The following is a 26,068-nucleotide window of genomic DNA, read 5'->3' as shown; positions in this document are numbered from 1 at the left end:
GATGGTTTTCAGGAGTTGTGCTGAATACACAGCGCGAACGTGGCACAGACTGAGAGACGATCTGCGATGGTAGTGTTCGCTAAGTACAGGTGAACGATATCGTATGACTGTTTGGTATCATGCCCCGCTTTCCCGAACACCTGTACTGTGACCAGAAAGGACTTATAAAATCACACAAGTGAAGTGGTATGAGATTTCGGCGAGTGTCAGTTTTCTCAGCACTTGTAATCCTCCTCCTGTTAATTTGCGTTTTTCACCCGGCAGTACTCGTTCTTAACCCCTATCATTCAAATGAACCGAGGTATGAGGTTGCTCATAACTCGACCGACGCTTTCGACCAAACTAACCAGGACTATATTGATTGGGCCAGTCCAACTTCTGTGAGTGAACTCTCTGGTGACGCCCAACGGCTCTTTCTGGAAGTCAAAGAGCAACCAGTAGGCTCAACTGGATGGCAATCCTACAATATGAAGCATTGTAGACCGTTTGTGTATTATTGCGACCAGTATTCGGAACGACCTGAGTTTCCTTCCGACGGGCATGGTGACTATATTACCTACAGCCTTCTCGAAGAGAACGGTGAACTCTACATATTAGCAACATCATACCAACATGGCGGCCTAGATTTCACATTTATGCTCGAGACCGTTCTCAAGGGAATAACGCTTATTCCATACGCGCTGATTCTCGGATGGATAGCGGTGGCTTCGAACGCTTCTCCAAAGCAAGAGGTCGCATTTGCAGGAGCTGGCTTAGCGGTGATTATCGCAGCCTTTGCCTTCCCATACATTCAGATGGCTTTCGGGGTCTTCCAATCAATTTGGCCGCTACTAATTTGGATAGGATTGGCGTGGGTGGTAATATTCCACATGATCAGGGCTGGTGTAACAGGTACGCCTCGTACTGATAGCTGAGTCGCACTACTCATCACCGGAGTGAATACCCTGCTACAGTGGGGCTTTGGATTCGGTGCGTACGTGTAGTGAACAGATGGTTCACCGCTTTCGGTGTGAAACAAACGGGGTCTTTGTGGTGCATCCATGCTCTATATTCAGCAGGCTGTTTCTGACAGAATCTGAGTAGAACATTCAGTTTCTGCTGAATACAGGGCGCGGGCCGTGTTTAGACGCTAGTAATATTGCCTCTATGTCGGGATTTCTAGGAAATGAAGCGAGCACAGGTGGATGTGCACTCCAAACTGGCCCGCTTCACCGAACGATGTGTCGAATTGTCTCAAAAAGCTGTCGGAAGCGGTTCGAAAGAACCTCTCAGCAAAGGAAAAGATGGCTACGCCGATTGGGTGATCGTAGCGATCCATGGTCTTCGAGAATACCTCGATCACTCCTACCGACGGTTGCTAGACGTTCTTCGAGAAATGCCTGCTATTGTCGCCAAACTCGGCCTTTCACCGGATGAGCTGCCGGACTTCACCACCGTTTGTGCTCGAAAACAAGATCTCAAGATGCCCGTCTGGCGGATGCTGTTGCAGCTGTCGGCGGAACTATTCGATACCGGAGAGGTACAAGCAATCGACTCGACCAGCATCGCTCATCGCTCGTCGAGTCATAACTACGCAAAACGCGTCAAAGGGACGTTTGAGTCGGTCAAAACCACTATTCTCGTAGACTGTTCTACGCGAGCCATTCTCGATGTACACTGCTCGATGAACCTACCACATGACACGCAGATTGCGTGGCAAGTCCTGAAAAGAAATCTCAGCACCGTGGAAACTGTCGTCGCTGACAAAGGGTTTGATTGGGATGAACTCCGGCAGATGCTACGAAACGAGGGGATTAGACCGGTAATCAAGCATCGTGAGTTCTACTCGCTCGACGCTGCGCACAATGCTCGGATTGATGATGAAACCTACCATCAACGGTCTATCGCAGAATCGATATTTTTCGCGTTGCGCAAGCGTTTCGGTTCCACACTTAAGGCAAGAACGTGGTTTGGGCAGTTCCGAGAACTCGTCCTAAAGGCTGCCGTCAGAAACATCGAACAATCGATCAGGGCCTAACCCGGCCGATCTCGCGCGTCTAAACAAGACCCAGGGCGCGAATGTGGCACTCGGCAGGATCGACCATCGCAAAGATGAAAGTTCAGTACAGAGTCGGTACTGAGCGCCACCACTGCCCCGAGTGTCCGATGTTCTTCCGGAGTACTGGCGACCTTTAGACCCACTACAACGGAGAACTCGGTTCCGTGACTGAATTCGCTGAGCGGTTAGGACAGCTGGGTTTGTAGCGGTTGGTAAGTGACAATTTGCAACTCGTGTGAAAACAACCCTCGACTGTCAGTTCACCTATGACCTAGTAACTTCATGAAAAACAAGAATACGATAACCGAGAGTACGCTCATGACAAACAAAAGTGTAATATTTCTGAGTATAACTCTGGCAAGCGCATATAACGAAGGGGCATCAGAGTGCATCACGATATATTCTACAGCAGTCACAGTTGCGCTATTCACGACAAGGTTCTCTACAACATTTACAGCACTCATTGTCATTGCATATGACCGGTTAGATTACATATGAGTTCAGTAATACCGATCCCTGTGAGGATGGCTCGTCGCTTCATATATGGTTTCTTAGAGTCACCAGCAAGTACTTTCTGGTGAGCTAATAATAACATGCTCTAAATTGGTACAGTGATGGCGTCTCAACCCCACAGGTCAAAGTAAAAGATGCGATTCTGTATTGCTAAACTCATGCTCTGAGTCGGTCAAGTCGTTTCTGATAGGGATCAGGTAGTTCGTTCAGTACCTGCTGAACTCACACGGAGATGTAACGGTTGGTAAGTGATAATTTACAACTCAAAGGAAAATTGTTCTCAACTGCCATCTCACGCCCTGACTATGACTAGTAACTTCATGACAAACAAGAATCCGATAGACAAGAGTCCACCCATGACAAGCAAGAATCCGATAAACAAGAGTATCCATATGGCAAACCCATATCCCGAAATATCACCAGAGTGCATCACGGTATTTTCTACAGCACTGTAGTAGGATAGATGATAGAAAAATCCAGTAATGCCTAACTCTGTGAGGATGTTTTGCCGCTTCATATCTATTTTCTTGGAGTCTCCAGCAAGTACTTTCTGGTGAGCTAACAATATTATACTCTAAATAGGTACAGTGATGACCATTCGGTGCTACAGGATCCAGTTGAAAAATGCGATCCGTAATGCTGGATCCATCCTCTGTATGTTGCACGCCATTTCTGACAGCATTTCGGTAGTCCGTGGATCCTCTACAATAGACAGACACGAACGTTGTACGAGATTCGGCTTCCGCTGCGATAGTGGTGATCGCTCGGCACAGCGTGAAAATTCCACAGTTGCTCAGAAAGTCTAACTACTCCTGCGATAGAGACCGCGTATGTCCGAGGTGATGCTTGCTCGCGCGCAGGTCGCTCCGGGGAAAGCCGAGCGCCTTCGCGCGTGGTTCGAGGAGTTGCACGAACGCGAATCTGAAGTCGTTGAAACGCTCGAGCACGAGGGCGTTTACACGGAGACCGCGTTTCTTGGCTCGTTCGACGACGTGACATACCTCTACATCTACATGGAGGCACGCGATCTCGAACACGCTGACGAGGCCGGTGATGAAGAGGCGTACGAGATCGACGAGGAACACCACGATGTTCTTCGAGATACCCTCGTCGGCGAGTGGGAAGAACTCGATACCGTCGGACACTTCACGAACCCTTCCATCCGGTAGCTGTGATCTGTATCGCGTGCCTGGAAGGTCGAATGAACGGGCAGTTCACTGGCTGCAACGTGACACAAATGAAGCCGTCGCGCTGAACTCGCCCCCTCTACCCAGCCAGCCCACTCCCGTCATCTACTGCGTTGTTCGACAGAGCCAGACTGTTTGCGTCCGTAGACTCGAGTCTCTCGTCTACGCAAGTCGGGCGAACGCGAGGTTGCCAGAAATGTTCTTGATGTAAATCTCGACGACGTCGCCCTTGCTCGCGCCGGGGACGAAAATCGTATATTCGCCTTTCTCCGCCACACCGTCGCCCTTCCGACCCGTGCCGGTGATCTCGACCGTGTAAGTCTTGCCTTCCTCGACGGCCTCGCGCTGTTGTTGCTGCTGTGGGCTCGAGGAGCGCTTCGTTACCGGGCGGAACGCCCCACAGGCGTCACACCGGAGCATCGGGGTTCGATCCTCGCGAACCAGACGGGTGTCCGGCAGGCCACACTCCGAACAGCGGACGTACTCCTCGACGTAGGCGTCGATTGCCGCGTCGAAGTCCTGGCCGGAGAACGTACCGTTGTATCGGCTGCGTCCGTCGCCGAGTTTCCCGTTCGTCCCCAGTTCTCGCTGGACGAATCGGTGCAGGTGTGCCGTCTCTCGCGAGAGGACGTCAGCGATCTCGCCGAGGTTCGTAAACCGGGTGAAGGCCCCGTCCTTCTGTGCCTGTGCGTCGGGAATCTGCAGTCGCTCGTCGTCCCCACCGATGTCGGGGACGTTCTCCATAGCCCGCTCGAGGCTCGACTCGTAATCCATACACGACAGGAATGGCCCGCGACGTAAATCGGTTCTGCTCTTGCGTGCTGGTCGCTGCGTCGGGTTCCCGCGGCGTCACTCGCCGTCGTCGGTCGCGAGCACCGTCCCACTCACGGCCTCGAGTTCGAGCGTCGCCGTCGTCGTCTCGCCGTTCGATCTGGCTCGCGGAATCGCGACGAAGTCGACGCGATCACCGATGTCGAACGCACCCACCAGGTCGTGCTCAAGTTCGACGGGCACCGATCGGTCACCCTCACCGACGGTTATCGTCTGAGCGTCGACGTACGTTCCCCGTTCGGGCGTCAGCGTAAACGGCCCGCTCGCGTTACAGTCGTGACAGCGACCGGGCCGTCGAAGAAACCGTCCCGGCTGTCGAACCGGCTGGAACTCCCCGCAGTGGTCGCACCGAAACGCGGCGACGACGGCCCGGGGCCGGACGGAATCAGTCTCGACGACGCGCCCCTCGAGGGCGACGAGTCGGTTCAACTGTTCCGATCCCAGTGTCGGTATCGAACAGCGGATGCGTGCCGGTGCGTCCGTCACCCGGAGATACACGCGGTCGTCGGGGTGGATTTCGGTAGTCCCCGGTTCCTCGAGCGTCTCGGCCGCGAACTCGCCGAGCGCCCGTTTTCCCGCCTCGAGCGTCCGATCCGGCTGAGACAGCAGCGGGCTGGAAAATCGGTAGTCCGTGCCGAATCGATCGAACGTGATCGTCAGCGACCGCCGGTCGGGAAAGCGCTCGAGGAGGCGCTTGACCTCCTCACTCGCGGGTTGTAACACCTGCGTTCGCCACTTATCGACCAGTTCGCGATCCGAGACCATACCGAGGGTTGCCGGTCGGGATACTTTGGTAGTGACTCGCTACCCGGAACAATCGATCGGGTTCGCTGAGTGCCCGGGGGCGGTGATCACTGCACCGATACACAGATTCACGGTTACCGACCCCGAAGGGCCACCGATGACAGTCAGTCGTACGGTCGAACTCGAAGGGCACATCATCGACTCCGGCTCGATGGCGCGGTGTTTCGGTGCCGTGATGGATCTCGGCGGGGAGTTCGACGTCGAGGCGTTCGAGGTAGGGCGACACAAACACGAGGAGTCGTACTGTCGAATGACGGTCAGCGCCGACACGGACGGAGAGCTACGGGCGATTGTGCACGAGCTCAACCAGAACGGCGCGACCGTCGCCGATCCGCGGGACGCGACCCTCGAGGAGGCACCCGCCGACCAGGTCGTCCCCGTCGACTTCTACTCGACGACGAACCACCCGACGGAGGTGCGCGTCGACGGCGAGTGGCTGCCCGTCGAGAACGTCGAGATGGACTGTGCGTTGGTCGTCGAGAAGGGCAACGACGGGTCGGCCCCGCGCGTGGTGACGCGGGTGCTCAACGCCATCGAGGCGGGCGACCGCGTCGTGACAGGCGAAACCGGCATCCGGGTCGACCCGCCCGAGCGCCCGCGGGGGAAAGGGAGTGCCTTCGGCTTCATGCAGGGTGGCGTCTCGAGCGAGCGGCCGTCGAAGTCGTTGATCGAGGAGATCGCCGCCGAGATGCGGGACGTCCGTGACGAAGACGGGAGCGTACTCGTCGTCTGTGGCCCGGCGATCGTCCACTCGGGCGGCCGGGAAGCACTGGCCGACCTCGTCCGGGCGGGCTACATTGACGCCCTTAGCGCGGGCAACGGCTTCGCCGTCCACGACCTCGAGCGCGACCTGTATGGCACCTCGCTGGGTGTCGACACGGAGACGCTCGAGCACCCCCGAAAAGGGCACAAACACCACATCTACACGATCAGCGAGATCGGTCGTGCCGGCGGCATCGAGGCCGCGGTCGAGGACGAAATCGTCACCAGCGGCGTCATGTACGAGTGTATCCGCAACGACGTGCCGTACGTGCTCGCTGGCTCGATTCGGGACGACGGTCCCCTCCCGGATACGATCACGGACGCGGTCGAGGCCCAGGCGGCGATCCGCGAGCAAGCCCACGAGGCCGACCTCGTGCTTATGCTCTCGACGCTGTTACACTCGGTCGCCGTCGGTAACTGCCTGCCCTCGACGACGAAAACCGTCTGCGTCGACATCAACCCGGCCACCGTAACCCAGTTGCTCGATCGTGGCAGCGCCCAGGCGATCGGGATGGTGACCGACATCGGGACGTTCCTGCCGATGCTCGCCGACGAACTGCTCGAGGAAGTGTGACCCGCCTCGGGGGCAGGTGGTTCGAGAGACTCCGTCTTCCGAACGACCCCGGGGAACTCACCTCGCGTACGTACATTCTTTGCAGCCGACCTGGGTTCACGGACTGTCTCGAGAGGCAGGCTGAAATCGAGAAGACATCACTATGTCTCATTTTCGGACGGTCTGTACGGTAAATTCCCGTAGTCGGAGCTTTTGTGCCCTCTGTCCCCGAGCCAATTCTGGTGAAAACTCCCCTTCCAGAACCTGGACAATCCCTATTCCTGTTACAGTGGAAGTTGATTCGGATGAGGAGTCACCGGTGGACTCAATATGATGGTTCCCGTTTTTCCGGGAAGAAGATCAACTGATGGAAATCCCTGATAATTTACTGTGCCTATTTAACGCCGAGATCGTGGAAGAAGACGGTTCATACATCATCGAGGTTCCTGATCAGGAGGTCGCGTTCGGAGACGTCAAAGTTGGAGAAGTGTACCGAGCCGCACTGCTTGGGCCAGGAGCCGAAGCCAACACAGACACACAGCGGGAGCACGATGAACCGACCCCACCAGTCGAAACTGGCGAGACTCGCACTGTCGATATCGAAGGTACCGGAGAGCAAGGTGACGGGATTGCGCGCGTCGAACGAGGCTACGTGGTGATCGTTCCCGATACGGAGAAAGGAGAGCGCGTAACCATCGAAATCACAGATGTGAAAGAGACCGTCGCCTTCGCTGACGTTCTCGAGCGAGAAGAGTACTACCTCTGAAATCGATGTCAACTACCCCACCCTAAGCGCCTTCGGCGCTTTGAGGGTGGGGCTTGTCCGTGAACTCGGCCTCGAACCCGTCGGGGTAGCCGGTAAATCCGGCGTTTGGCGTCACCGTTCCAGACTTCAGGGCGAGTTGACTGTTGCCCGTCCGCCGAGACGACTGTTGGCCCCGGCGGACGTACCGCATACCGATGTTTTTCGCCGCATTGTAATCGGCGTTCGCTTCCGACCCACACTTCACGCATCGGAAGTCGTTACGCGATGGTCGATTCTCGTCTGCCGTGAATCCGCACTCGGAACACCGTTTCGACGTGTACGCCGATCCGACTTGCTTCACCGAGATACCGACAGACTCGGCCTTGTATTCGACGTACTCGTAGAGCGTTCGGAACGCCCACTTGTGACCCCACGACGCACTGGTTCGGTCGCGGATATGGGTTAGGTTCTCGAACGCGATAACGTCACAGTCGTACCGGAGTGCTTCATCTATCAGCGCGTTCGACGCCCGGTGGAGAACGTCTCGAACGTATCGAAGTTCTCGACCGCTCGATTGTACGAGCGTCCGGTGGGCGCTTCGCGTTCCGGTCTGTTGCAACCCGGCGCGTACCTTCTCGAACTCGCGGAGGCGGTGGGTTAGCTCTCGCCCGCTGAAGAAGGAGGCGGTGCTGGTGACAGCGAGGTTTTCGATACCGAGGTCAACCCCGAGAACCGTTCCGTCCTCGGCGGTGTTGCGTTCGGTATCGTTCTTGTACCGGCGGAAGCCGATATGCAGGAAGAACTCGCCGCCTCGGGCGGTGAGCGTACTTTCCGTAACACTCCATTCGTCCGAGTCGAGATACTGACGCTGATAGCCATCGTCGGCGTCGGGAAGGTCGAGCGGACACCGGACTCGACTCTCCGTTGTAGAGAGGGAAACGGTATCGTCATCGAACACCGTCATCGTCCGTGTATCGTATTTCAGCGTGGGTGCGGTGAACGTTGGCTTGCTGACCTTCTTGCCTTTCGACTGGCGTTCGATACAGCCGGTGATGGCTTGTGCGGCCTGGTGGGTGGCGAGAATCGCGTGCTGACTGCCGAGGTCGGTGTATTCGCGCACAGAATCGTAGGCGAGAGGTTGCACGTCGCTCTTGGTGTTGCAACGTCCCCACGCGAGGTCTGTGGCGATTTGGCAACCCCGCTTCCACTCGGAAAGAGGCTTTTCGAGCACGTCGCGTTGCTCGCCGTCTATCGAGAGGCGGGTGATTGCCGTCCGACGCACGTAGTCGTCTGCCACGTATTCAATGTAGCTCCGTGGCTATGTATAGACCGTCTTTTTGCCCAACTATACGAACGCGCTCCTCCCCTCCCTACCGCTCGCTTCGCTCACGCTTGAGGAAGGGGACTCCGCGCTACCGTTTAGTTGAAACGTCGGTCAGTGAGGGAGACCCATTGCGGCGATTTGCTCCTGGTATCGATTCCGAATCGTGACTTCAGTTACTTGGGCAACCGTGGCCACTTCGGTCTGCGTCTTTTTCTCATTACAAAGGAGCGCACCGGCATAGATTGCAGCTGCAGCGTACCCAGTTGGGGATTTCCCCGACAACATTCCTTGCTCTGCTGTCGTGTCGATGATTTCGTTGGCCTTCGATTCTACCTCCTCAGAGAGCTCGAGTTCGGAACAGAAACGGGGGACGTATTTCTTCGGATCGACGGGCTGCATCTCGAGACTGAGTTCCTGGGAAACATACCGATATGTGCGTCCGATCTCCATCCGATCAACACGCGAGACAGCCGCAACTTCGTCGAGCGATCGGGGAATCCCTTCCATTCGGCAGGCGGCATACAACGTGCTTGTGGCGACGCCCTCAATCGAGCGTCCCCGGATCAGATCCTCCTCGAGGGCGCGTCGGTAGAGAACGCTCGCGACCTCCCGAACGGATCGGGGTACGCCCAGCGCAGATGCCATTCGGTCGGTCTCGGAGAGCGCAAACTGCAGGTTTCGCTCGCCAGCGTCCTTCGTTCGAATGCGCTCTTGCCATTTTCGCAGTCGGTTCATCTGGCTGCGCTTTTCCGAGGAGAGTGAGCGGCCGTAGGCATCCTGATTCTTCCAGTCGATGGTCGTTGTCAGTCCCTTATCGTGCATCGTCTGGGTCGTCGGTGCGCCGACTCGTGACTTACTATCTCGCTCAGCGGCGTTGAATGCCCGCCATTCCGGCCCTCTGTCGATGGTCTCCTCTTCGAGAATCAGCCCACATTCCTCGCAGCTGATCTCGCTCCCATCCGAACTTCTCGTCAGGGTCGTCGAATCGCATTCGGGACAGGTACGGACGCCCTCTTGTCCAGTCGTTTCCTCCGCTGTGCGCTCGTTGCTCTCATTCTGGCGAGATAGACGTTCCATTAATCTGTTGTACAGAGTGGCTCGAACGGGTTAAATACTGGGTGCAGTTTGTACGGGAATCGATGTGAAAGCTTGGCGGCGAAACAGTGGTGGCCATGAGCTGCCCGAAACGTGGCAGTGGGTGGACGGTGGTAGTGGGTGATCGGGCATCGACAAAAAAGATCGCTATCGGCTACTTCCACCACCGACCGTGTTCGAGGAGCACGTTTTCCGACCAGTGAGGTAACGCATTCGTACACCATCTATCGTACCAGTTATTCACAGCGGCCCTGAACCGCACTCGGTTACCCTAACGAACCATCGTCTGCGTGCTCTTCATCCAGGTCGTAAAAGCACGGGTTTCTCGAGGCGACTCGAGTGAACCGAACGGCTACCGGTGGGAACCAGTCGAGCCGACCATCTGGCTTCGCGTGTCGACATCTGGTTGGTCGTCGTATTCCTCGTCGTCGGAACCGCCCTCGTCGGCGCTACCGTCATCGACCTCCTCGCGCGCCGTCTCGAGCCATTCCGGTTCCTCGAACGAATCCTCCTGAAGGTTGCCGAATCGCATGGTTTCCTCGACTTCGAGGGTGTCGTACTCCTCGTTGATCGGCCCGTCGTACTCGCGCTGGTCGAGGTTCAGCGTTCCTTCGACCGAGGCGAACACGATGAAGCCGTCCTCGTCGACGTACAACTCGAGTTCGAACGGCTCGTCCTCGACGAACCGGCCCGACTCGTCCGGTGTCGTCGAATGGACGTAGTAGTACGTCGCCCCGCCGTCGTCGAAGCTGGTGACGGACACGTCACTGGCATCGCTGACGATCAGTCCGACGTGCGTGAACGCTCCCACGTAGTGCCCGAACGATCTGTCGTAGGCAACCGTGCCGTTGTCGTGCTCAAACTCGACGTAGCTGTCCGTGTCGTTGTACCACTGTTCGGCTCGCTGGAGGTCGGGCGGGCCACTTCGGGGAGCACCGTCCCAGGCCCGGTACTCGCCGCCGAAGTGCTCGACCACGTAAAATCGCGGGACGTTCGGATCGTGAAAGAGAGTCGCCGTGTTGTGTAATACGACCGTCCCGTTTTCGTCGGTCGCATCGATGGACGACTGCTCAATGACCCCATTCTCCATGATGTGATTGTTGTGCTCGCTGAGCAACGGCCCCGGATGGAATTTCCCGTCATCGTCTGCCGGATACCACTCGGGATGCTCCTCGAGATCCGATTCGGACGGCTCGGCTTCAATCGAGTCGGGATCGAGCGGCGTGTCGACGTCGAAGGCGTCGCGGTCAGGGTCGTCGTCGAACGGATCGGCGGCGAATCCACTACAGCCTGCCAGGGCGACGAGGGCGACGACGAACGTGAGGTGGAGGGCGTGTCGGGTCACGTTCGCTTCGTTACCTGTCTTTGAATAAATATTTTCGTTCTGCTGGCCGCCCGAGATACCGACGGAAACGCCAGCCTTAGACGCCCGACGTAACGGAGTAAAACGAGAATTCACGATCCAACTCGAGCGGAGTCTGAATGCGTTACCACTGCAAGCCATCCTGGTGAGGGGTGTCCTTTTTATGCGTGTCTGTCGAAGGTATCCTATCAAATTGCTGTCGGGCAGGTTGGCGAGAACAACGAGACCATGCAAAAAAAACACGTACAAGCGGGCAAGGCAATTCAGCGACGAACCGGGAAGACGTTCTACATAGCGACGCGATTCCTCCCGAAGCGCGTTCGCGACCCTACCCACGTCCTCTATGGCTTCTTTCGAATCGCCGACGAGGTCGTGGACGACGCTGCTGGAGTCCCGCCCGACGAACAGGCCGATCGGCTCGAGAGCCTTCGAGTACAGGCTCTCGGCGAACGACCCGCCGACGACCCGGTGCTCATCGCGTTTCAGGATCTCCGTGAACGCTACGACATCACCGATCGGGAGGTCGACGAGTTCCTCGACGCGATGAAAGCCGACATCGAGACCGATCGGTACGACACCTACGCCGAGCTCGAGACCTACATGCGCGGGTCGGCTGCTGCCGTCGGCGTGATGATGACGGCCATCATGGAGCCGGACGACCCCGAGGCAGCGCTTCCCCACGCCATCAAACTCGGCGAAGCGTTCCAGATGACGAACTTCCTGCGGGACGTCCGCGAGGACGTCCTCGAGCGTGACCGGATCTACCTGCCGCTCGAGACGCTCGAGAAACACGACGTCACCGAGTCCCAGATCGAAAATCTGGAGATGACCGAGTCGGTGGCGACGGTGATGGCCGAGGAACTCCGTCGGACGGAGTCGCTGTATCGGGAGGGAGTGGCCGGCATCCGTTACCTCCCCGAGGACTGTCAGCTGCCGGTGTTGCTCGCGGCCGTCCTCTACGCCGAACACCACACGGTCATCCGCCAGCAGGGGTACAACGTCCTCGCATCCGAGCCGTCGCTCTCGGCGGCTCGAAAGCTCTGGTGTGTGCTCAAGACGCGCTGGCACTGGCACTGGAATCGGGATCCCGAGGCCGTATTCCGCCGCGTCTCGGCCGTCCCAACCACCGAGCGAGGACAGGCCGAACGCGGGCCGGATCCCAGACCAGACGAGGGAGTCCCGACGCGATAGTGCCATTCGTGCCGATCATCCGGAGTCACCGTGTGGAAATGTGCCTCCGATCGTCCGGTCACGGTACCCAGCACCAGCCTTTTTTGACTCGCCGGCGATCGATCCACCATGACAGCGAACGCGAGTTCGAATTCGACCGATCGAACGCGAGCACACGTGTTCGTCTCCGGCACCGTACAGGGTGTGTTCTACCGTGCGACGACACGAGAGACCGCCCAGGAGTCTGGCGTCGACGGCTGGGTGAAAAATCTCGAGGACGGTCGCGTCGAAGCGGTGTTCGAGGGCGAGCAGGATGCCGTCGAATCGATGGTCGAGTGGTGTCACGAGGGGAGTCCCGCGGCTACCGTGACGGGCGTCGACGTCGAGTACGACAAGCCGCGAGGTCTGTCGGGGTTCGAGATCCGGTATTAAACCGGGGCTCGATTAGCCCTCGGCAGCCGCCTCGAGCCACGGCGGCTTCTCGGTATGTGCCCAGGTCGCCCACGGTGCTTTTTCGGCGGCGTAGTAGGCGCGGTAGGCGGCGACCGGGTCGCCAGGCTGCCGGTACTCCTCGGGCATCGCCTGCGGGCGTGGCGTTGGCTCGGTCGACGAGAAGTCGATCTTTTCGGGTTCAATCCGTTCGATGACCATCCAACTCGCGTGATCGTCGTTCTTCCCGTAGCGTTCGACGAACTCCGCGTTCAGCGCCTTCGCGTGCTCGCGGAGGCGTTTCCAGTTCGCTTCCGACTCGGCGGCCCACGTCGTGACCGGGTGTGCGGCGTGCGTCGACGCGTAGAGGAAGTCGGCGTCGTATCCGTTCGACCGGGCGGCCGTACACAGCACCTGGGCCGCCTCGAGCAGTAGCTTGTTGACGTGCTCGTCACAGTGATAGCGGGCGGCGCAGCGTGGATCCTCATCGAGCCAGAAGACGTTCACAGCAGGATCAGGGTTCGAGTAACTGTAAACGTGTCTCGTTGTGCCCGCACCGTCGACCCGAGGGAACTGGAGTGCCCGCGAGTGGCCGATCAGCCACGACCGCACAAAAGCCACCGCCCCGCAATCTTCAACGGGATCCCCGACGAAGTTTGTGCCAGACTATGATCACTGGCGAACGGATGGCCGCCGTCGACGAGAACGCCGCGGCACTCGGCGTTCCCCGGAGACAGCTCATGGAGTCCAGCGGAAACGCCGTCGGTCGAGCCGTCGAGACCGTCGCCGACCCCGGAGACCGCGTCGTCGTCGTCGCTGGCCGGGGAAACAACGGCGGCGACGCGTTCGTCGCCATCCGCTTTCTCGAGGCCTACGACGTGACGACGCTCCTGCTCGGCCGCGCGGACGCCATCGGCACCGATATCGCGCGGGCGAACTGGGAGGCCCTCGAGCACGGCGAGTACGATCGTCGAACGGTCACCGACTCTCGTAATATCGAGCTCCCCGAATGCGACGTTATCGTCGACGCAATGCTCGGCACCGGGATCAGCGGCGAGTTACGCGAACCGGCGGCGACGGCCGCCCGACAGATCAACGAGTCCTCGGCAACCGTCGTGAGCGTCGACGTTCCCTCGGGGTTCGACGCCGACGGTGGCGACCACGCGGTCAACGGCGTCGACGCTGACCACGTCGTCACCTTCCACGACGAGAAAACGGGGCTCGCGGATCTCGAGGCGTCGGTGACGGTCGCCGACATCGGTATCCCGTCGGCCGCGGAGCACGTCGTTGGCCCTGGTGACGTTCGCCTCGCCAGACCGGCTGAGCGGACGGGGCGGGCGTTCGTAATCGGCGGCGGCCCCTACACGGGCGCACCGGCGCTGGCTGCTCAGGCAGCCTTGCGCGCCGGCGCGAAACTCTCGTTCGTCGCCGCGCCCGACGCCGTCGCCGGCGAGATTCAGTCGTACGCGCCGGATCTGATCGTCCAGCCGTACGATGGCGACGTACTGACGCCCGATCAGGTCGACGATCTGGTCGAAACAGCCGAGCGCTACGACGACGTCGTCGTCCTCGGCCCCGGTCTGGGGACGGCCGAGGAGACCCTCGAGGCCGCCGAGCGATTCCTCGAGAGCTACACCGGCCAGGCGGTGGTCGACGCCGACGCCCTCGAGGTCGTGTCGGATCTCGAGACGGAAGCGACCCTCGTCTGCACGCCGAACCGGCGCGAACTCGCGCGGATGGGGGGCCCAGAGGCCGACGAGCTCCGGGCGGTCGAGGACGAAATCGAGGCGTTCGCGTCCGACCTCGGTCACGTCGTCCTCGCGAAGGGAGCCACGGACGTGATCTCCGACGGCGAGCGGACGCGCATCAGTCGCACTGGGACGTCGGCGATGGCCGTCGGCGGCACCGGTGACCTGCTGGCCGGGATTACGGCGGGCTTGCTCGAGCACAGCGAGCCGTTCGAGGCCGCGGCGGCGGCGTCGTACGTCAACGGACTCGCCGGCGAACGCGTCACCGACCGACAGTACGAGGGGCTGTACGCGTCCGAGATGCTCGAGGAGATTCCGGAGGCGATATGGGGTGAGCCGGATGAGTGACGAGGAGGTGACCGAGATGGAAGACGACGGCGACGAGACAGGCGGAACAGGCGAGCGCAACGAGGGAGACGAGACCGACGTCAACGTGACGACGACTGATGAACTCACCCACACGACCGCCGACGGCGACGTGCAGATGGTCGACGTCGGCTCGAAACCGGACACGCGACGGCGAGCCGTAGCAACTGGGGAGATTCGACTGCAGCGCTCGACGCTCGAGGCGATTCGCGCCGATTCAGTCGAGAAGGGTGACGTCCTCGCAACCGCGCGCGTCGGCGCGATCCAGGCGGTCAAACACACCTGGGAGACGATCCCGATGTGTCACCAGATTCCGATCACGAACGTCGACACCGCGTTCGCGTTTCGGTTCGACGACGATGGACACGACGACACCGACGCTGTTGATAGCGACGCGGAAGACGACACCACCGGCACGCTCACCCTCGAGGTCGCCGTCGAGACCACCGGGAAAACCGGCTGCGAGATGGAGGCGCTCGAGGGCGTCACGACGGGCCTAAACGTCGTCTGGGACATGGTGAAGGCAGTCGAGAAGGACGACGACGGGCAGTATCCGTCGACGGCGATCGAGAACGTGCGGGTGCTCGAGAAAACCAAGCGCACTGAGTAACGCTCACCCGGAGTATGCACCACCTACCACGCTCTGAGAGGGGTTTGGGGACGCTGCGTAGACGTTTTCGTATTGACACTCTCGGATCGCGAACGATGCAACTTCGACCCTACGATCGAGCAAACGGGTTCATAACAATCCCCCTCTCCCGTGGTACACCTCGTCGGCGCAATGAAGCGACGTACCTATCTCGTAACGGCAGGCGCACTGACTATCAGCGGTTGCATGGGCTTCGGCGAAACCGACGAACCACGAACCGACAACAATACGACGGACTCGTCCGGAAACGGCGACGGCAACGGCACAGGTAACGGCGACGGTAACGGAAACGGCGATGGCAACGGCGAGGGCGACGGTAACGGCGAAGGTGACGCCGAATCACCGCCAGAGGCCGAGACGTTCGACGACTTCGAAAACCTCAACAACTGGCGCGTGATCTCTGGATCTGCCAGCGCGTACGGGGACTACTCGGTCACGGGCAGCCAGTCAGTCTTGCTCGAGGCAAGCGAGGCAGAGTCCCAGGTCAGGATGTCCCGCGAACTCGAGGAACCGATCGACTGCAGCGAACTAAGGCCTGGCCTGGCGGTCGCCTCCCACCACACTGTCAACGTTGCTATCCAGCTCTTCGATGAATCGCGTGACAAGGCGGTCTTCCGTCAGCGGACGAACGGTATGTCCATCCGCCACGTCAACTTCGGCGTCGAGTACCTCCAGGGGAGTCCGGATTTGAGCGAGGTCACTGAGATCGACATCACCATCTGGTCCGGTGAGGCTACCACTCAGGCGTGGATCGACGACCTTCACTTCGTCTCCCGGCCCGACGCCAAAGTACTGCTACAGTTCGACGGAGCCTACCAGTCTCACTACACCAACGCCCTCCCGCTCGTCGAGGAGTACGACATCCCGGCGACGGCGTTCGTTCCGACGAACCGGCTTCGCGCCGAGGAAGGCCACGATGGAGACCGCCTTACACACGACCAGGTCGAGGAACTCTCCGAGGCAGGCTGGACGATCGGGAGCTACGGCGCTCACGGCGGGAATATGCAGAACCTCGGAAGCGACCGAAGCGCCGAGAGCGAGGTCGAAACCGCCCGCGCGTGGCTCGAGGACAACGGCTACGGCGACGGCGCTCAGTTCTTTGCCTACCCGGGCGACAGGTACGACGACGCCGCGATCGAAGCAGTCACTGACAACCACGTACTCGGCTTCTCCGGCGGGTACCCCACCCACGGTGCCATCATGAACTCGGCCCTCTGCTCGCGCCTGGTTCACCCCGACGCCGAACAGGCTCATCACACGCTCGACATGACGGTGGAACTCGGCGGGATCGCCTCGATCGCGTTCGTCCGACTCGAGAACGACCTCGACGCCCTCGAGGCCACCCTCGAACACATCCACGACCTCGAGCAAGCGGGTGACATCGAGGTCATCACGCCCCAGCAGCTCGCGGACGAGTACGTCATCTGATCTGCTCGTTATCGAACGACTGCGACCTATTTTTATCCGTTCGCTGCACACGACACGACCGACTGGAACGTGGCGCCATCCATCGAACCACAGCTATCACCCATCGAAGCGGAGGAGCCGCAATCCGATCAGACTCACCAGCACGGTCGACCCTTCGTGACCGACCACGGCGACCGGCAACGGAATGCCCGCCGTCAAAATCGCGACGACCATGATCAGGATAGCACCGAATGCGATCCCGAAGTTGATAAACAGCGTTCGACGTGTCTCCTGGCTGAGCGCGAACGCGTACGGCAGTCGATCGAGTTTATCCGACATCAGGACGATGTCAGCCGTCTCGAGCGCCACGTCGGTGCCAGCGCCGCCCATCCCGATACTGATATCGGCGGTGGCAAGCGCCGGCGCGTCGTTCACCCCGTCGCCGACCATCGCAACCGCTTCGTAGCGCTCCTGGAGCCGTTCGACGTGCTCGACTTTCTCCTCCGGTAAGAGCCCCGCATAGACCTCGTCGATCCCGAGTTCGTCTGCGATGTACTGGGCGACGCGTTCGTTATCCCCGGTCAGCATGACGATTCGTTCGACACCGCGTTCGCGCAGGCGCTCGATCATCGCTGCTGCATCCGACCGAATTGTGTCGGTGAACGCGAGCCAGCCGAGCACCTGTAGCTGCTCGTCGGTTTCGCTAACGACGAGGACGCTCGTCTTGCCACTCGCTTCGAGTTCTCGTACCGCATCGAGTCCGACCTCGAGCCCGTCGATCGATCGGCTAGTTAGTACTGTCTCGACGTACCGCGCGTTGCCGATGTGGATCGTCCGGTTCTGGACGGTCGCATGAACCCCCTTGCCGACGACCGCCTCGAAGCCGGTCGCGTCAGGAAGCTCGAGCGAACGGGATTCGGCGGCCTCGACGGTAGCCTCGGCTAGGTGATGCTCCGATCGGGCCTGCACCGCGGCGGCGAGAGTCAACAGCTGCTCCTCGTTCATCGCCGTCCCGTCGACGGTCGCCCCCTCGTGGGCGGACACATCGGTCAATCGGGTGTTCCCCTCTGTCAACGTGCCAGTCTTGTCGAACGCGATGGCGTCGACGCTCCCCGCCGTCTCGATGTGCTCGCCACCTTTGAACAGTACGCCCTGCCGTCCGCCGGCGGAAATCGCCGAGAGCACTGCCGCCGGGGTCGAGATGATGACTGCACAGGGCGATGCGGCAACCATGAGCGTCATCGCGCGGTAAACCGTCGGATCGAACGAGTGATTCAAGAGCGCGATCGGGAGGGCGATCGCGATCAGCGTCATGGCGAAGACGCCCAGCACGTACGGCTGTTCGAAGCGATCGATGAGTTGTTGCGTCGGTGCCCGCTTGCTCTGGGCCTCCTCGACCATGTGGATGAGCCGTGAGATCGCCGATTCCTGGGCTTCCCGGGTCACGCGAACCTCGAGGCTCCCGGTTTCGTTGATCGTCCCGCCGAACACGTCGTCGCCGGGTTCTTTCGGAACGGGAACCGACTCACCCGTGAGCGACGACTGGTCGATCGTACTCTCGCCGGCCGTGACGACGCCGTCGAGCGGGATCCGACCGCCAGGGCGAACGACGAAGACGTCGCCGATGTCGACGTCCTCGATGGGGACGATTTCTTCGGTGCCATCACGGAGCACGCGAGCCGACTCGGGACGCATCTCGATGAGTGACCTGATAGCCGTTCGAGAACGCCCGATCGCGTACTCCTCGAGGACGCCCGACAGGGAGAACAGAAACAACAGCATCGCGCCCTCGAAGGGAGCGCCGATGTACAGGGCACCGAGCGCCGCGATGATCATCAGCAGGTCGATCTCCACCTCCGGTACCTGAACCGCCTTGATGCTCTCTTTGAGGCCGTACCAGCCACCGAAGACGTACGCGACGGCGTAACTGCCCCAGACGACCGACTCCGGTGCCCCGAACCAACTCCCGAACAGTCCGCCGAACATTCCGAGAAACGTGAGGACGACGAACATCGCTTGACGTCGAACGACCGGGCGTACCGCCGATGTCGCTGCTCGATCGGATGCCATCGGCGACGTGGTCGTCGTCTCCATAGCCTACCTTCCGTCCAGGACGCGAAAAGCGTTCGTAAAGCGGGCCTCCATCACGGCCACAAAACCGGTTTCCTGTCGCTACCAGTCCGTCAGCTCTCGAGTGGTGTCACCCGGTCACGTAGCGCCCGCGAGATTCGATCTCACGAAGCCGCTCGAGGACGTCCGCCCGACCCCGGTCGCGGTACCCTTCCCGAAGCGCATCGCGAAGCGGTTCCGGGTCGTCGGCCGTCCCGAGGAGGCTCTGATCGAAGACGTGCAGATCCATCGCGTAGTCCTCGAGGTGGTCGGTGTGATAGCCCAGACCGAAGTCGATCAGGTAGGTACGGTCGGCCGAGACGCGAACGTTCCGCGTCGTCGGATCGCCGTGGACGAACCCGGTCCGGTGGATCGACGCGAGCGAACGGGCGACCGATTCGACGCGCGCAGGCTCGAGGGCATCCCTGAGTTCCGCTTCGCCGACGTACTCGAACGAGATGGCGGCCCCCTCACAATCGACGTCTCTGATGACCGGCGTCGGAACGCCCTCGCGCCGAGCGAGGCTCGTTAGCCGGGCCTCGAGGGTCGTCCGCTCGCGACGGAGTCGCTCGTCGAGGGCGGGGTAGCGGGAGGACTTGGGAAGTCGTCGCTTATGAACGACTCCGGCCTCGGGCTCGAGGGTGACGACCGCCTCGGCCCCGCGAATCGTCTCGCAACCCGTTCCGCGTGACCGATCCGCACGGTCGCCGCGCCAGGTCACCGGCACCTGATCCGGGCGGAAGTTCGGTCTGACGTGTGACTCGGAGAGCGTCAGCGTATCCCCGGCAGCGTACATCTTCGCGCCGAGCACGGCGATCATGCCGGCGTTGTCCCCCAGAAATCGGGGTTCGGGGGCGTGAAACGTGGCCCCCCGTTCCTCACACATCGTTTCGAGCATGGTTCGAAGGCGGGCGTTCTGTCCGACCCCGCCCCCGAGGACGAGTTCGGTGCTGCCGGTGAGCGAGAGCGCCCGTTCGGCCACCTCCGTGAGCATCCCGAAGATATTCTCCTGGAGCGAAAAGCAGACGTCCTCGACGGCGTGACCGTCGTCGACCGCATCCTTCGCGGCGGACATGATGCCCGAAAACGAGAAGTCCATCCCCTTGACGACGTACGGGAGGTCGAGGTATTCGCCGTTTTCGGCCGCGCGTTCGACCTTCGGTCCGCCCGGATGCGTCCAGCCGACGTGGCGAGTGAACTTGTCGATGGCGTTCCCGACGCCGGTGTCCATCGTCTCGCCGAGCACGCGGTATCGGCCGTTCCGGTAGGCCAGCAGGTGGGCGTTGGCCCCGCTCGCGTTCAGACAGACCGGGTCGTCGAAGTCGGCAGTGTGACGACCGATCTCGAGGTGGGCGACCATATGGTTGACGCCGACCAGGGGCACCTCGAGCGTCCCCGCGAGCGCCCGCGCTGCGGTCGCGACGACCCGGAGACACGGGCCGAGGCCGGGGCCACGGGAGAACGCCACGCCGTCGATCCCAGGCCCATCGGCGTCTGCGGGTGCGGTGTCGGCAGCGTGTGTGAGGATCGTTTCGACGACCCGTGGGATTGCCTCGTGCATGTGTTCGGCGGCCTCCCGCGGGTGAATGCCGCCGCTGTCCGGTTCGTAGGCATCGGTTTCGATCGTGACGTCGTCACTCGAGGCGTCGTAAAGGGCGGCACTGGCCGCCCAGGCAGTGCCCTCGATGCCGAGGATCCGGGGTGCGTCGTCAGTCACGGCAACAGCACTCCGTTACCGGTGGCTGAAATCGTGGCCGCGTCGCTCGAGGGCTTGCGGACACGGGAAAACCGTGTTCGTTCCATCGGATGCAACACTACAGTGGGTGGCGCTCGAGTCGGCTCAGGCCCACTCGGTGTAGCCACACTTGCCACAGTGCTGGCGGTCGCCGTGGTCGGCGAGGAACGAGTCGCCACAGCGCGGACACTGTTCGCGCTCTGCGGTGCCGTCGTCGGCGTAGATCTCGTAGTGTGCCATTTAGGCCTCCTCCGCCTCGACGTCGCCGTCCTCGGTGACGATCTTGTTGCGCTCGAGCATGTGCTCCTGTTCGACCTCGGCGGCGTGGGCCGACGACTCGTAGACCTTGGCCGCGCCGATGGTCTTTCGCATGCCGAATTTGGTGTCGAGTTTGCGGATGACGACCTCGTCGGCGTTCTTGTTCAGTTTGGCGGCGAGACTGTCACGAACCTGGAGACGCGAGGGCGTTGCCTCGTCGTGAACCAGTTCGAACGTGACGTCCGTACGGTGCAACATGGGGTTCTCCTTTTCGGAGATGATGTCGACGTCCATGATATCACTCAGTTACTCTACTATGCCCGGGTAGCGTGTAAAAGGATTTCGAAGCGGGTGGTAGGCGATGGCAGGTGCGATTGGTGCCACGCCCCGTCCAGTCAGAGCGGGCCGGTGAGTCGATTCGACCGATCGAGGCTCGCAATTGGGCGGTGCGTCAACCCACGTCGATCCGTGGCGAGGTGACAAGCACAGACCGCGAGGCGAGACGGCCCGCAATCAGGGAACCACCGCCAGCCCGCGAGGCGTGATCGACTCGAGTTCGGCCTCCCACTCGAGGTCGACCGCCGACCACGAGTCGCCAAAATCACCCGAGACGAACAGCCCCTGGTTCGTGACGGCGTACACGTCGCCCCCCTCGTCATCGCTCGCGAACACCGCCCGAACGACGCCATCGCCCATCGGGATGCCCCGGTCGTCGAGGCGTTCCCACGGGACGTCGGCCCCGTCCTTCCGATACACGTACGCCGACGCCTGCGAGGCCGTGTGGGCGCTCGAGGCACCGCTCGCGCTCGAGACCATGACGCGGTCGGGGTCGTCTGTATGGGATACGACCGACCAGCAGTAGCGGTGCTCGAGACCGTCCCGAGGGTGTTCCCACGTCTCGCCAGTGTCGTCGCTCTGGGCGTAGCCGTCGCCGGCGGCGCTGTAGACCCGACCCTCGCGGTCGGAGTGGGTCGCGAGACTGTGATTGTCGATCCGGGATCCCTCGGGGCGTTCGTACCAGCTGTCGCCGGCCTCGTCGCGAAGGACGAGCGCGCCGGCCTCGATTCCCACGTACACGCGGTCGGGATCGAACGGGTCGACCTCGAGCCACCGAACGTGATGGGTGTGCGGACGTGGCGGGAAGTACCACTCGTCCTCGGAAGGGAGATCGGTCAGTCCCGACAGGTGCGTCCAGGTGTCGCCACCGTCCCGGGAGCGATACACCCGACTGGGTTCGGTACCCGCGTAGACGACATCGGGGTCGTGGGGACTGATCGCGATCGACATCACCGCGTCGCTAACGAACGCGGTTTCGTCGCCTGTTTCAGTTTCCACCGTCGGTTCGAGCGACTCGAACGTCTCACCGCCGTCCGTCGATCGAAACACTCCATCCTCGAACGTGCCGATGAACACTCGCTCGGGCGCGTCGGGGGAGACAACGACGCACTCGAGCTGACGACCCTCGAGGCGTGTCGTTTGCTGAGTCGCCCGTGGTCGATCACCGCCACCGTCACCGACCTCGGAAACTGTACACCACCGCAACCGGTCGCGTAGTGCGATATACACTCGAGTCATCTAGTACCCGTATCGACCGCGGCTGCCCTACCGTTTGTGGTAGCAGATGTAATGGCACATGGTCGGAACGACGAGCCGGCACGAGCAGACAGATGCGAGGCCCGGAGACGAAAGTGGCGTACGCTCCAGCCACGAAGACGAGTTGACAATAAATCGCCATAAATCGGCGGTGACTGGCCACAACACGTATGGCCGCCGTCTGAAAATACTCGTCCAAGCAGACGATATCGATGGCCTCGCTCGTTCCCCCCGCGCGCACGTCTCTCGCCGAGCACGCCGTTTCACTCGTCGGACTCGGCCTCATCGTGCTCTCGTTGTTGTACGCGTCCCGGAGTGGCGGGCCACCCGAGACGATCCTTCTCGAGACACTGGTGCCGATCGTCGTCGGCGCAGCCCTCGTCTGGTACGGAACTAGCGATGGCGACCGACTCGAGACCGATCGGCAAGGAACGATCGCCGCGTGTGCGATCGGGTGTGGCCTCCTCGCAACGACGACGAGTATCTGGGCCGTGTACCTCCAGGCCATTCGAACGGGCACAGAAACAGGGCTTGGACAACCGGCATTGACCGCCCTCAGCATCGGCATCGCCGTCGGCACCGGTGTGGGACATCTCTACACAGACTTCGCTCGCCACTACCGATCGCACAACCGCCTCGCACGCGCCGTCGACGCCTCACGTGACGGCATCGCGCTCTTCACCGACGCCGAGCACACCTACGTCAACGAAGCCTACGCGTCGATGTACGACCTCGAGACACCAGACGCGCTCACCGGGCGTCCCTGGGACGAGCAGTATACGAACGCCGCCAGGGTCAAAATCGAGCGCGAGGTGTACCCCGCCCTCGAGTCGCGGTCAAACTGGCAAGGAACGCTGATCGGCGTTCGCGACGACGGTACTACCTTCCCCCAGCGCGTGACGATCAGTTCGCTCGAGCGCGGCTACGTGGCGGTCGTTCGGGACGTCTCCGAACAACGCGACCGCGAGCAGCGAATTCAGGTACTCAATCGCGTCCTCAGACACAACCTCCGGAACGCGTTTACGGTTATTCAGGGGCACACGAATCTCATCGCCGAACGCCACGACGAGGTTGGCTCCGAACACGTCGAACCAATTCGTCAGGAAATCCAAAACCTGCTGGGAACGGCCGATAAGGCCCGTGGCGTCGAACGCGCCCTGGCACGCCGCAGCGATCGTGATCTGATCGAGCCCCCGACGGCGATCCGATCGGTCGTCGACCGCGCCACAGCGGCGTACCCTCACGCGACGGTCCGTTCGCAGGTCGAAGAAATGGGAGCCGCTACCACCACTGTCGACGGAAGCGTCGTCGACGCACTCAACGAACTGGTCGATAACGCCGTCGAGCATCACCACGGGTCGGCTTCCGTGTCCGATACCGACGTCGACAGTGCCGCTCAGAAAACCGAGCCAACGGTCGAGGTGGGCGTCCAGACCGTCACCTACGAGTCGTCTGCCCGCCTCGAGTTCACGGTGGCCGACGACGGCCCCGGTATCCCCGAAAGCGAACGGCGAGCGGTGCTCGAGGGCGAAGAAACGCAACTGAATCACGGCTCCGGACTCGGCCTCTGGCTCGTCTCCTGGTTGGTGACCAATGCCGGCGGCGACGTCCGCTTCAGCGACCGGGTTGGTGGCGGCTCGGTCGTCACGCTCTCGTTCCCGCTCGAGCGGACTTCGGTGGACAACGAGCCGGCGGAACCGCCTCTACTGGCCCACTGAAGGTAAACGAGCGTCAACGCAACGGTCAGCGGTTATTTCGACGTCGGTTGGGATTCTCGTCACCTGTCTCGATTCGAACTCGAACGTGACCCACGATTGAAACTCCCACTAGAACGCGCTCTCTCGCGTATATCCTCCACGATCGTGACCAACCCCGCTATCGACCATCTCGACCGACCGCTATCGACCAGTACCACTCGAGCAGGCGGCAGTGGAACGATCGAACGTCTGAAAGGAAGAAAACCAGGGAACCCACTTAAAACAGTTTCTAATCGAAGGTGAGGAACTATTGGCAACAATATGATGGGACGGGATGTACATGATCAATCGTGCAGCGGAAGTCTACCGAGAGGAAGGGTTGAATCAGCTCGTGGGTAAATCAATCGGGGCGCTACAGCGATACACAGCATTGACCTACTGGCGCAGCCGTGGCTCACGGACGTTCGAGATAGATGACGTCACGGCGACGTTCACGACGAAGGGGCGTGCCGCACGCTCCCTGCAGATCTTCGACGACGGCGAACGCGAGATGGTACAAGACCTCCTCTCGAACGTCGAGAAGGACGACGTCTTCTGGGACGTCGGTGCACATATCGGCTTTCACTCGTGTTTCGCCGGCCAGCGTGTGAATCGGGTCGAAGCGTTCGAACCGGCTTCGGTCGCCGCGGAGCGCTGTCGGAAACACGTTGCGGCGAACGACGTGGACGCATCGGTTCACGAATGTGCGCTCTGGCATACGAACGAGACGCTCACGCTGGATTCAGAGAGTGCCGCCACCGGCGAAGGCGGGTCGATCACGGTGCCTGCTCGGACGGGAGACAATCTCGTCGGTGACGAGATTCCCCAGCCGAACGTCGTCAAAATTGACGTTGAAGGTGCTGAGCCACGCGTTATCGATGGAATGGAAGAAACGCTGACAGACGACGAGTGTCGACTGGTTTACTGTGAAGTCCACCGGCCAGCGGAAACGCGACCGTCGGTACAGGATCACGGAGCCACCACGGAGGAGTTCCTGGACTCCCTTTCGGATCTCGGCTTTACCGTCGAGACGATCATGGATCGAGGCCTCGACCTCCACGTCAAAGCACGCTCCAACAGCAGTAGCCACTGAAACGACTGACACACCGATCGAAAACCTATCTTGTGATCGGGTGTGCATTGACTTTCAGTGGCTACGATAGCTACCAGATCGAGAACGGACGCTGACTGTGGTCTGGCCGCCATCACTGGAGTATCCCGTCTCTGAGACTACCAGCCATCACTCTACTGATGCTTCTTCGACGCACCTGCACGACAGGATCCAACAGTCACAAGAATTATTATAACCCCATTTGTATCAATCTATATTGATATTTCGAAGCTTTCTGTCACCCATCGATTGCTCATCGGCGTCGTCCTCGTCCTCGTCGGATCCACCCTCGGCCAACCGAACCTCGGCCTCGAGACGCGGATCAGCGCGTTCGCGACGCTCTTCGGCATCGGCTTTCTCGGGGCAGCGTTCGAACCGCCGCTGACGGCCAGATTCGGGGCGAGCGGATGGAACGACCTTTCGACGACGAAGCAATTGCTCGTCTCGTTCGTCCTCGCACTCGTCGCTATCGTCCCGTTCGCCGCGGTTCGCTTCGGTCAGCACGCGGTCTGGGGACTAGTGTAATCGAGAGCAGATGCCGA

The 26,068-nt window shown here is 60.7% G+C and carries 24 protein-coding genes; 13 read left to right on the top strand and 11 right to left on the bottom strand.

Annotated elements, in window-relative coordinates; translation table 11 throughout:
• Positions 1 to 380 precede the first annotated feature (380 nt).
• From NGM68_RS11865 to NGM68_RS11855, 3 genes are all read left to right on the top strand, one after another.
• Positions 381 to 914: a DUF4407 domain-containing protein gene (locus NGM68_RS11865; RefSeq protein WP_252698335.1), complete on the top strand. Its 534-nt coding sequence runs from the start codon at positions 381 to 383 to the stop codon at positions 912 to 914.
• 272 nt (positions 915 to 1,186) lie between these two features.
• Positions 1,187 to 2,017, top strand: a complete 831-nt coding sequence (locus tag NGM68_RS11860; RefSeq protein ID WP_252701424.1) for an IS5 family transposase — start codon at positions 1,187 to 1,189, stop codon at positions 2,015 to 2,017.
• A 1,364-nt stretch (positions 2,018 to 3,381) separates the two neighbouring features.
• The gene (locus NGM68_RS11855; protein WP_252698334.1) at positions 3,382 to 3,720 is read left to right on the top strand and encodes a DUF6176 family protein; all 339 of its coding nucleotides are present in this window, start codon (positions 3,382 to 3,384) and stop codon (positions 3,718 to 3,720) included.
• 180 nt (positions 3,721 to 3,900) lie between these two features.
• Here the strand turns inward: NGM68_RS11855 and NGM68_RS11850 are convergent, their stop codons facing one another.
• Together NGM68_RS11850 and NGM68_RS11845 are read right to left on the bottom strand one after the other, a co-directional pair.
• Complete coding sequence (locus NGM68_RS11850) at positions 3,901 to 4,512, bottom strand: translation initiation factor IF-2 subunit beta (protein ID WP_252698333.1); 612 nt, start codon at positions 4,510 to 4,512, stop codon at positions 3,901 to 3,903.
• A 75-nt stretch (positions 4,513 to 4,587) separates the two neighbouring features.
• Positions 4,588 to 5,334 (bottom strand): minichromosome maintenance protein MCM, encoded by a 747-nt coding sequence (locus NGM68_RS11845; RefSeq protein WP_252698332.1) that lies wholly within the window; start codon positions 5,332 to 5,334, stop codon positions 4,588 to 4,590.
• 136 nt (positions 5,335 to 5,470) lie between these two features.
• On the opposite strand from NGM68_RS11845, the gene NGM68_RS11840 reads away from it, so the two are divergent.
• Positions 5,471 to 6,709, top strand: coding sequence for an ornithine cyclodeaminase, nickel-pincer nucleotide-dependent (locus tag NGM68_RS11840; protein WP_252698331.1), 1,239 nt, complete (start codon positions 5,471 to 5,473; stop codon positions 6,707 to 6,709).
• Positions 6,710 to 7,055: 346 nt separating this feature from the next.
• Complete coding sequence (locus NGM68_RS11835; RefSeq protein ID WP_252698330.1) at positions 7,056 to 7,454, top strand: TRAM domain-containing protein; 399 nt, start codon at positions 7,056 to 7,058, stop codon at positions 7,452 to 7,454.
• A 22-nt stretch (positions 7,455 to 7,476) separates the two neighbouring features.
• Here NGM68_RS11835 and NGM68_RS11830 read toward each other — a convergent pair whose 3' ends face one another.
• The 3 genes from NGM68_RS11830 to NGM68_RS11820 all read right to left on the bottom strand — a co-directional run bounded on the left by NGM68_RS11830 (position 7,477) and on the right by NGM68_RS11820 (position 11,197).
• Positions 7,477 to 8,730, bottom strand: coding sequence for an RNA-guided endonuclease InsQ/TnpB family protein (locus NGM68_RS11830; protein ID WP_252698329.1), 1,254 nt, complete (start codon positions 8,728 to 8,730; stop codon positions 7,477 to 7,479).
• 138 nt (positions 8,731 to 8,868) lie between these two features.
• On the bottom strand, positions 8,869 to 9,834 hold the full coding sequence (locus NGM68_RS11825) for a transcription initiation factor IIB (RefSeq protein ID WP_252698328.1): 966 nt from the start codon (positions 9,832 to 9,834) through the stop codon (positions 8,869 to 8,871).
• Between the two features lie 370 nt (positions 9,835 to 10,204).
• Positions 10,205 to 11,197: a hypothetical protein gene (locus NGM68_RS11820; RefSeq protein ID WP_252698327.1), complete on the bottom strand. Its 993-nt coding sequence runs from the start codon at positions 11,195 to 11,197 to the stop codon at positions 10,205 to 10,207.
• Between the two features lie 246 nt (positions 11,198 to 11,443).
• On the opposite strand from NGM68_RS11820, the gene NGM68_RS11815 reads away from it, so the two are divergent.
• On the top strand, positions 11,444 to 12,406 hold the full coding sequence (locus NGM68_RS11815; protein ID WP_252698326.1) for a phytoene/squalene synthase family protein: 963 nt from the start codon (positions 11,444 to 11,446) through the stop codon (positions 12,404 to 12,406).
• A 108-nt stretch (positions 12,407 to 12,514) separates the two neighbouring features.
• Positions 12,515 to 12,817, top strand: a complete 303-nt coding sequence (locus tag NGM68_RS11810) for an acylphosphatase (protein ID WP_252698325.1) — start codon at positions 12,515 to 12,517, stop codon at positions 12,815 to 12,817.
• Positions 12,818 to 12,829: 12 nt separating this feature from the next.
• On the opposite strand, the gene NGM68_RS11805 is transcribed toward NGM68_RS11810, so the two are convergent.
• Positions 12,830 to 13,321 carry a hypothetical protein gene (locus tag NGM68_RS11805; protein ID WP_252698324.1) on the bottom strand — a complete coding sequence of 164 codons (492 nt, stop codon included), beginning with the start codon at positions 13,319 to 13,321 and terminating at the stop codon, positions 12,830 to 12,832.
• 161 nt (positions 13,322 to 13,482) lie between these two features.
• Between NGM68_RS11805 and NGM68_RS11800 the strand changes: the two genes are divergently transcribed.
• From NGM68_RS11800 to NGM68_RS11790, 3 genes are all read left to right on the top strand, one after another.
• A complete protein-coding gene (locus NGM68_RS11800; protein ID WP_252698323.1) occupies positions 13,483 to 14,910 on the top strand; it encodes an NAD(P)H-hydrate dehydratase in 1,428 nt (475 codons plus the stop codon).
• Complete coding sequence (moaC, locus tag NGM68_RS11795; protein ID WP_425493566.1) at positions 14,903 to 15,538, top strand: cyclic pyranopterin monophosphate synthase MoaC; 636 nt, start codon at positions 14,903 to 14,905, stop codon at positions 15,536 to 15,538. The genes NGM68_RS11800 and moaC overlap by 8 nt, the downstream gene beginning before the upstream one ends.
• Positions 15,539 to 15,709: 171 nt before the next feature.
• Positions 15,710 to 17,005 carry a polysaccharide deacetylase family protein gene (locus NGM68_RS11790; RefSeq protein ID WP_252698322.1) on the top strand — a complete coding sequence of 432 codons (1,296 nt, stop codon included), beginning with the start codon at positions 15,710 to 15,712 and terminating at the stop codon, positions 17,003 to 17,005.
• A gap of 96 nt (positions 17,006 to 17,101) precedes the next feature.
• Here the strand turns inward: NGM68_RS11790 and NGM68_RS11785 are convergent, their stop codons facing one another.
• From NGM68_RS11785 to NGM68_RS11765, 5 genes are all read right to left on the bottom strand, one after another.
• On the bottom strand, positions 17,102 to 19,054 hold the full coding sequence (locus NGM68_RS11785) for a heavy metal translocating P-type ATPase (RefSeq protein ID WP_425493619.1): 1,953 nt from the start codon (positions 19,052 to 19,054) through the stop codon (positions 17,102 to 17,104).
• Positions 19,055 to 19,184: 130 nt separating this feature from the next.
• Positions 19,185 to 20,810 (bottom strand): bifunctional N(6)-L-threonylcarbamoyladenine synthase/serine/threonine protein kinase, encoded by a 1,626-nt coding sequence (locus tag NGM68_RS11780; protein WP_252698320.1) that lies wholly within the window; start codon positions 20,808 to 20,810, stop codon positions 19,185 to 19,187.
• Positions 20,811 to 20,933: 123 nt separating this feature from the next.
• Positions 20,934 to 21,068, bottom strand: a complete 135-nt coding sequence (locus NGM68_RS11775) for a 30S ribosomal protein S27ae (RefSeq protein WP_252698319.1) — start codon at positions 21,066 to 21,068, stop codon at positions 20,934 to 20,936.
• Positions 21,069 to 21,380 (bottom strand): 30S ribosomal protein S24e, encoded by a 312-nt coding sequence (locus tag NGM68_RS11770; RefSeq protein ID WP_252698318.1) that lies wholly within the window; start codon positions 21,378 to 21,380, stop codon positions 21,069 to 21,071. It lies immediately after the preceding gene.
• Between the two features lie 219 nt (positions 21,381 to 21,599).
• Positions 21,600 to 22,661 (bottom strand): beta propeller repeat protein, encoded by a 1,062-nt coding sequence (locus tag NGM68_RS11765; protein ID WP_252698317.1) that lies wholly within the window; start codon positions 22,659 to 22,661, stop codon positions 21,600 to 21,602.
• Positions 22,662 to 22,891: 230 nt separating this feature from the next.
• Between NGM68_RS11765 and NGM68_RS11760 the strand changes: the two genes are divergently transcribed.
• The 3 genes from NGM68_RS11760 (at position 22,892) to NGM68_RS11750 (ending at position 26,051) form a co-directional block, all read left to right on the top strand.
• On the top strand, positions 22,892 to 24,397 hold the full coding sequence (locus tag NGM68_RS11760; RefSeq protein ID WP_252698316.1) for a sensor histidine kinase: 1,506 nt from the start codon (positions 22,892 to 22,894) through the stop codon (positions 24,395 to 24,397).
• 319 nt (positions 24,398 to 24,716) lie between these two features.
• Complete coding sequence (locus NGM68_RS11755) at positions 24,717 to 25,508, top strand: FkbM family methyltransferase (protein ID WP_252698315.1); 792 nt, start codon at positions 24,717 to 24,719, stop codon at positions 25,506 to 25,508.
• Positions 25,509 to 25,775: 267 nt separating this feature from the next.
• Positions 25,776 to 26,051: a hypothetical protein gene (locus NGM68_RS11750; protein WP_252698314.1), complete on the top strand. Its 276-nt coding sequence runs from the start codon at positions 25,776 to 25,778 to the stop codon at positions 26,049 to 26,051.
• Positions 26,052 to 26,068 lie beyond the last annotated feature (17 nt).

This window comes from Natronosalvus vescus (assembly GCF_023973145.1).
Taxonomy (GTDB): domain Archaea; phylum Halobacteriota; class Halobacteria; order Halobacteriales; family Natrialbaceae; genus Natronosalvus; species Natronosalvus vescus.
The sequence above is the reverse complement of the archived record's forward strand: the minus strand, read 5'-3'. Positions and strand labels throughout refer to the sequence as shown.

Bases quoted from the DNA above. Each gene is read 5' to 3' on its own strand.
- NGM68_RS11765 (WP_252698317.1), bottom strand. From the start codon at position 22,661: ATGACTCGAGTGTATATCGCACTACGCGACCGGTTGCGGTGGTGTACA.
- NGM68_RS11785 (WP_425493619.1), bottom strand. From the start codon at position 19,054: ATGGCATCCGATCGAGCAGCGACATCGGCGGTACGCCCGGTCGTTCGA.
- NGM68_RS11850 (WP_252698333.1), bottom strand. From the start codon at position 4,512: ATGGATTACGAGTCGAGCCTCGAGCGGGCTATGGAGAACGTCCCCGAC.
- NGM68_RS11825 (WP_252698328.1), bottom strand. From the start codon at position 9,834: ATGGAACGTCTATCTCGCCAGAATGAGAGCAACGAGCGCACAGCGGAG.
- NGM68_RS11855 (WP_252698334.1), top strand. From the start codon at position 3,382: ATGTCCGAGGTGATGCTTGCTCGCGCGCAGGTCGCTCCGGGGAAAGCC.
- NGM68_RS11770 (WP_252698318.1), bottom strand. From the start codon at position 21,380: ATGGACGTCGACATCATCTCCGAAAAGGAGAACCCCATGTTGCACCGT.
- NGM68_RS11810 (WP_252698325.1), top strand. From the start codon at position 12,515: ATGACAGCGAACGCGAGTTCGAATTCGACCGATCGAACGCGAGCACAC.
- NGM68_RS11840 (WP_252698331.1), top strand. From the start codon at position 5,471: ATGACAGTCAGTCGTACGGTCGAACTCGAAGGGCACATCATCGACTCC.
- NGM68_RS11815 (WP_252698326.1), top strand. From the start codon at position 11,444: ATGCAAAAAAAACACGTACAAGCGGGCAAGGCAATTCAGCGACGAACC.
- NGM68_RS11755 (WP_252698315.1), top strand. From the start codon at position 24,717: ATGATCAATCGTGCAGCGGAAGTCTACCGAGAGGAAGGGTTGAATCAG.
- NGM68_RS11835 (WP_252698330.1), top strand. From the start codon at position 7,056: ATGGAAATCCCTGATAATTTACTGTGCCTATTTAACGCCGAGATCGTG.
- NGM68_RS11800 (WP_252698323.1), top strand. From the start codon at position 13,483: ATGATCACTGGCGAACGGATGGCCGCCGTCGACGAGAACGCCGCGGCA.
- NGM68_RS11845 (WP_252698332.1), bottom strand. From the start codon at position 5,334: ATGGTCTCGGATCGCGAACTGGTCGATAAGTGGCGAACGCAGGTGTTA.
- NGM68_RS11790 (WP_252698322.1), top strand. From the start codon at position 15,710: ATGAAGCGACGTACCTATCTCGTAACGGCAGGCGCACTGACTATCAGC.
- NGM68_RS11760 (WP_252698316.1), top strand. From the start codon at position 22,892: ATGGCCTCGCTCGTTCCCCCCGCGCGCACGTCTCTCGCCGAGCACGCC.
- moaC (WP_425493566.1), top strand. From the start codon at position 14,903: ATGAGTGACGAGGAGGTGACCGAGATGGAAGACGACGGCGACGAGACA.
- NGM68_RS11775 (WP_252698319.1), bottom strand. From the start codon at position 21,068: ATGGCACACTACGAGATCTACGCCGACGACGGCACCGCAGAGCGCGAA.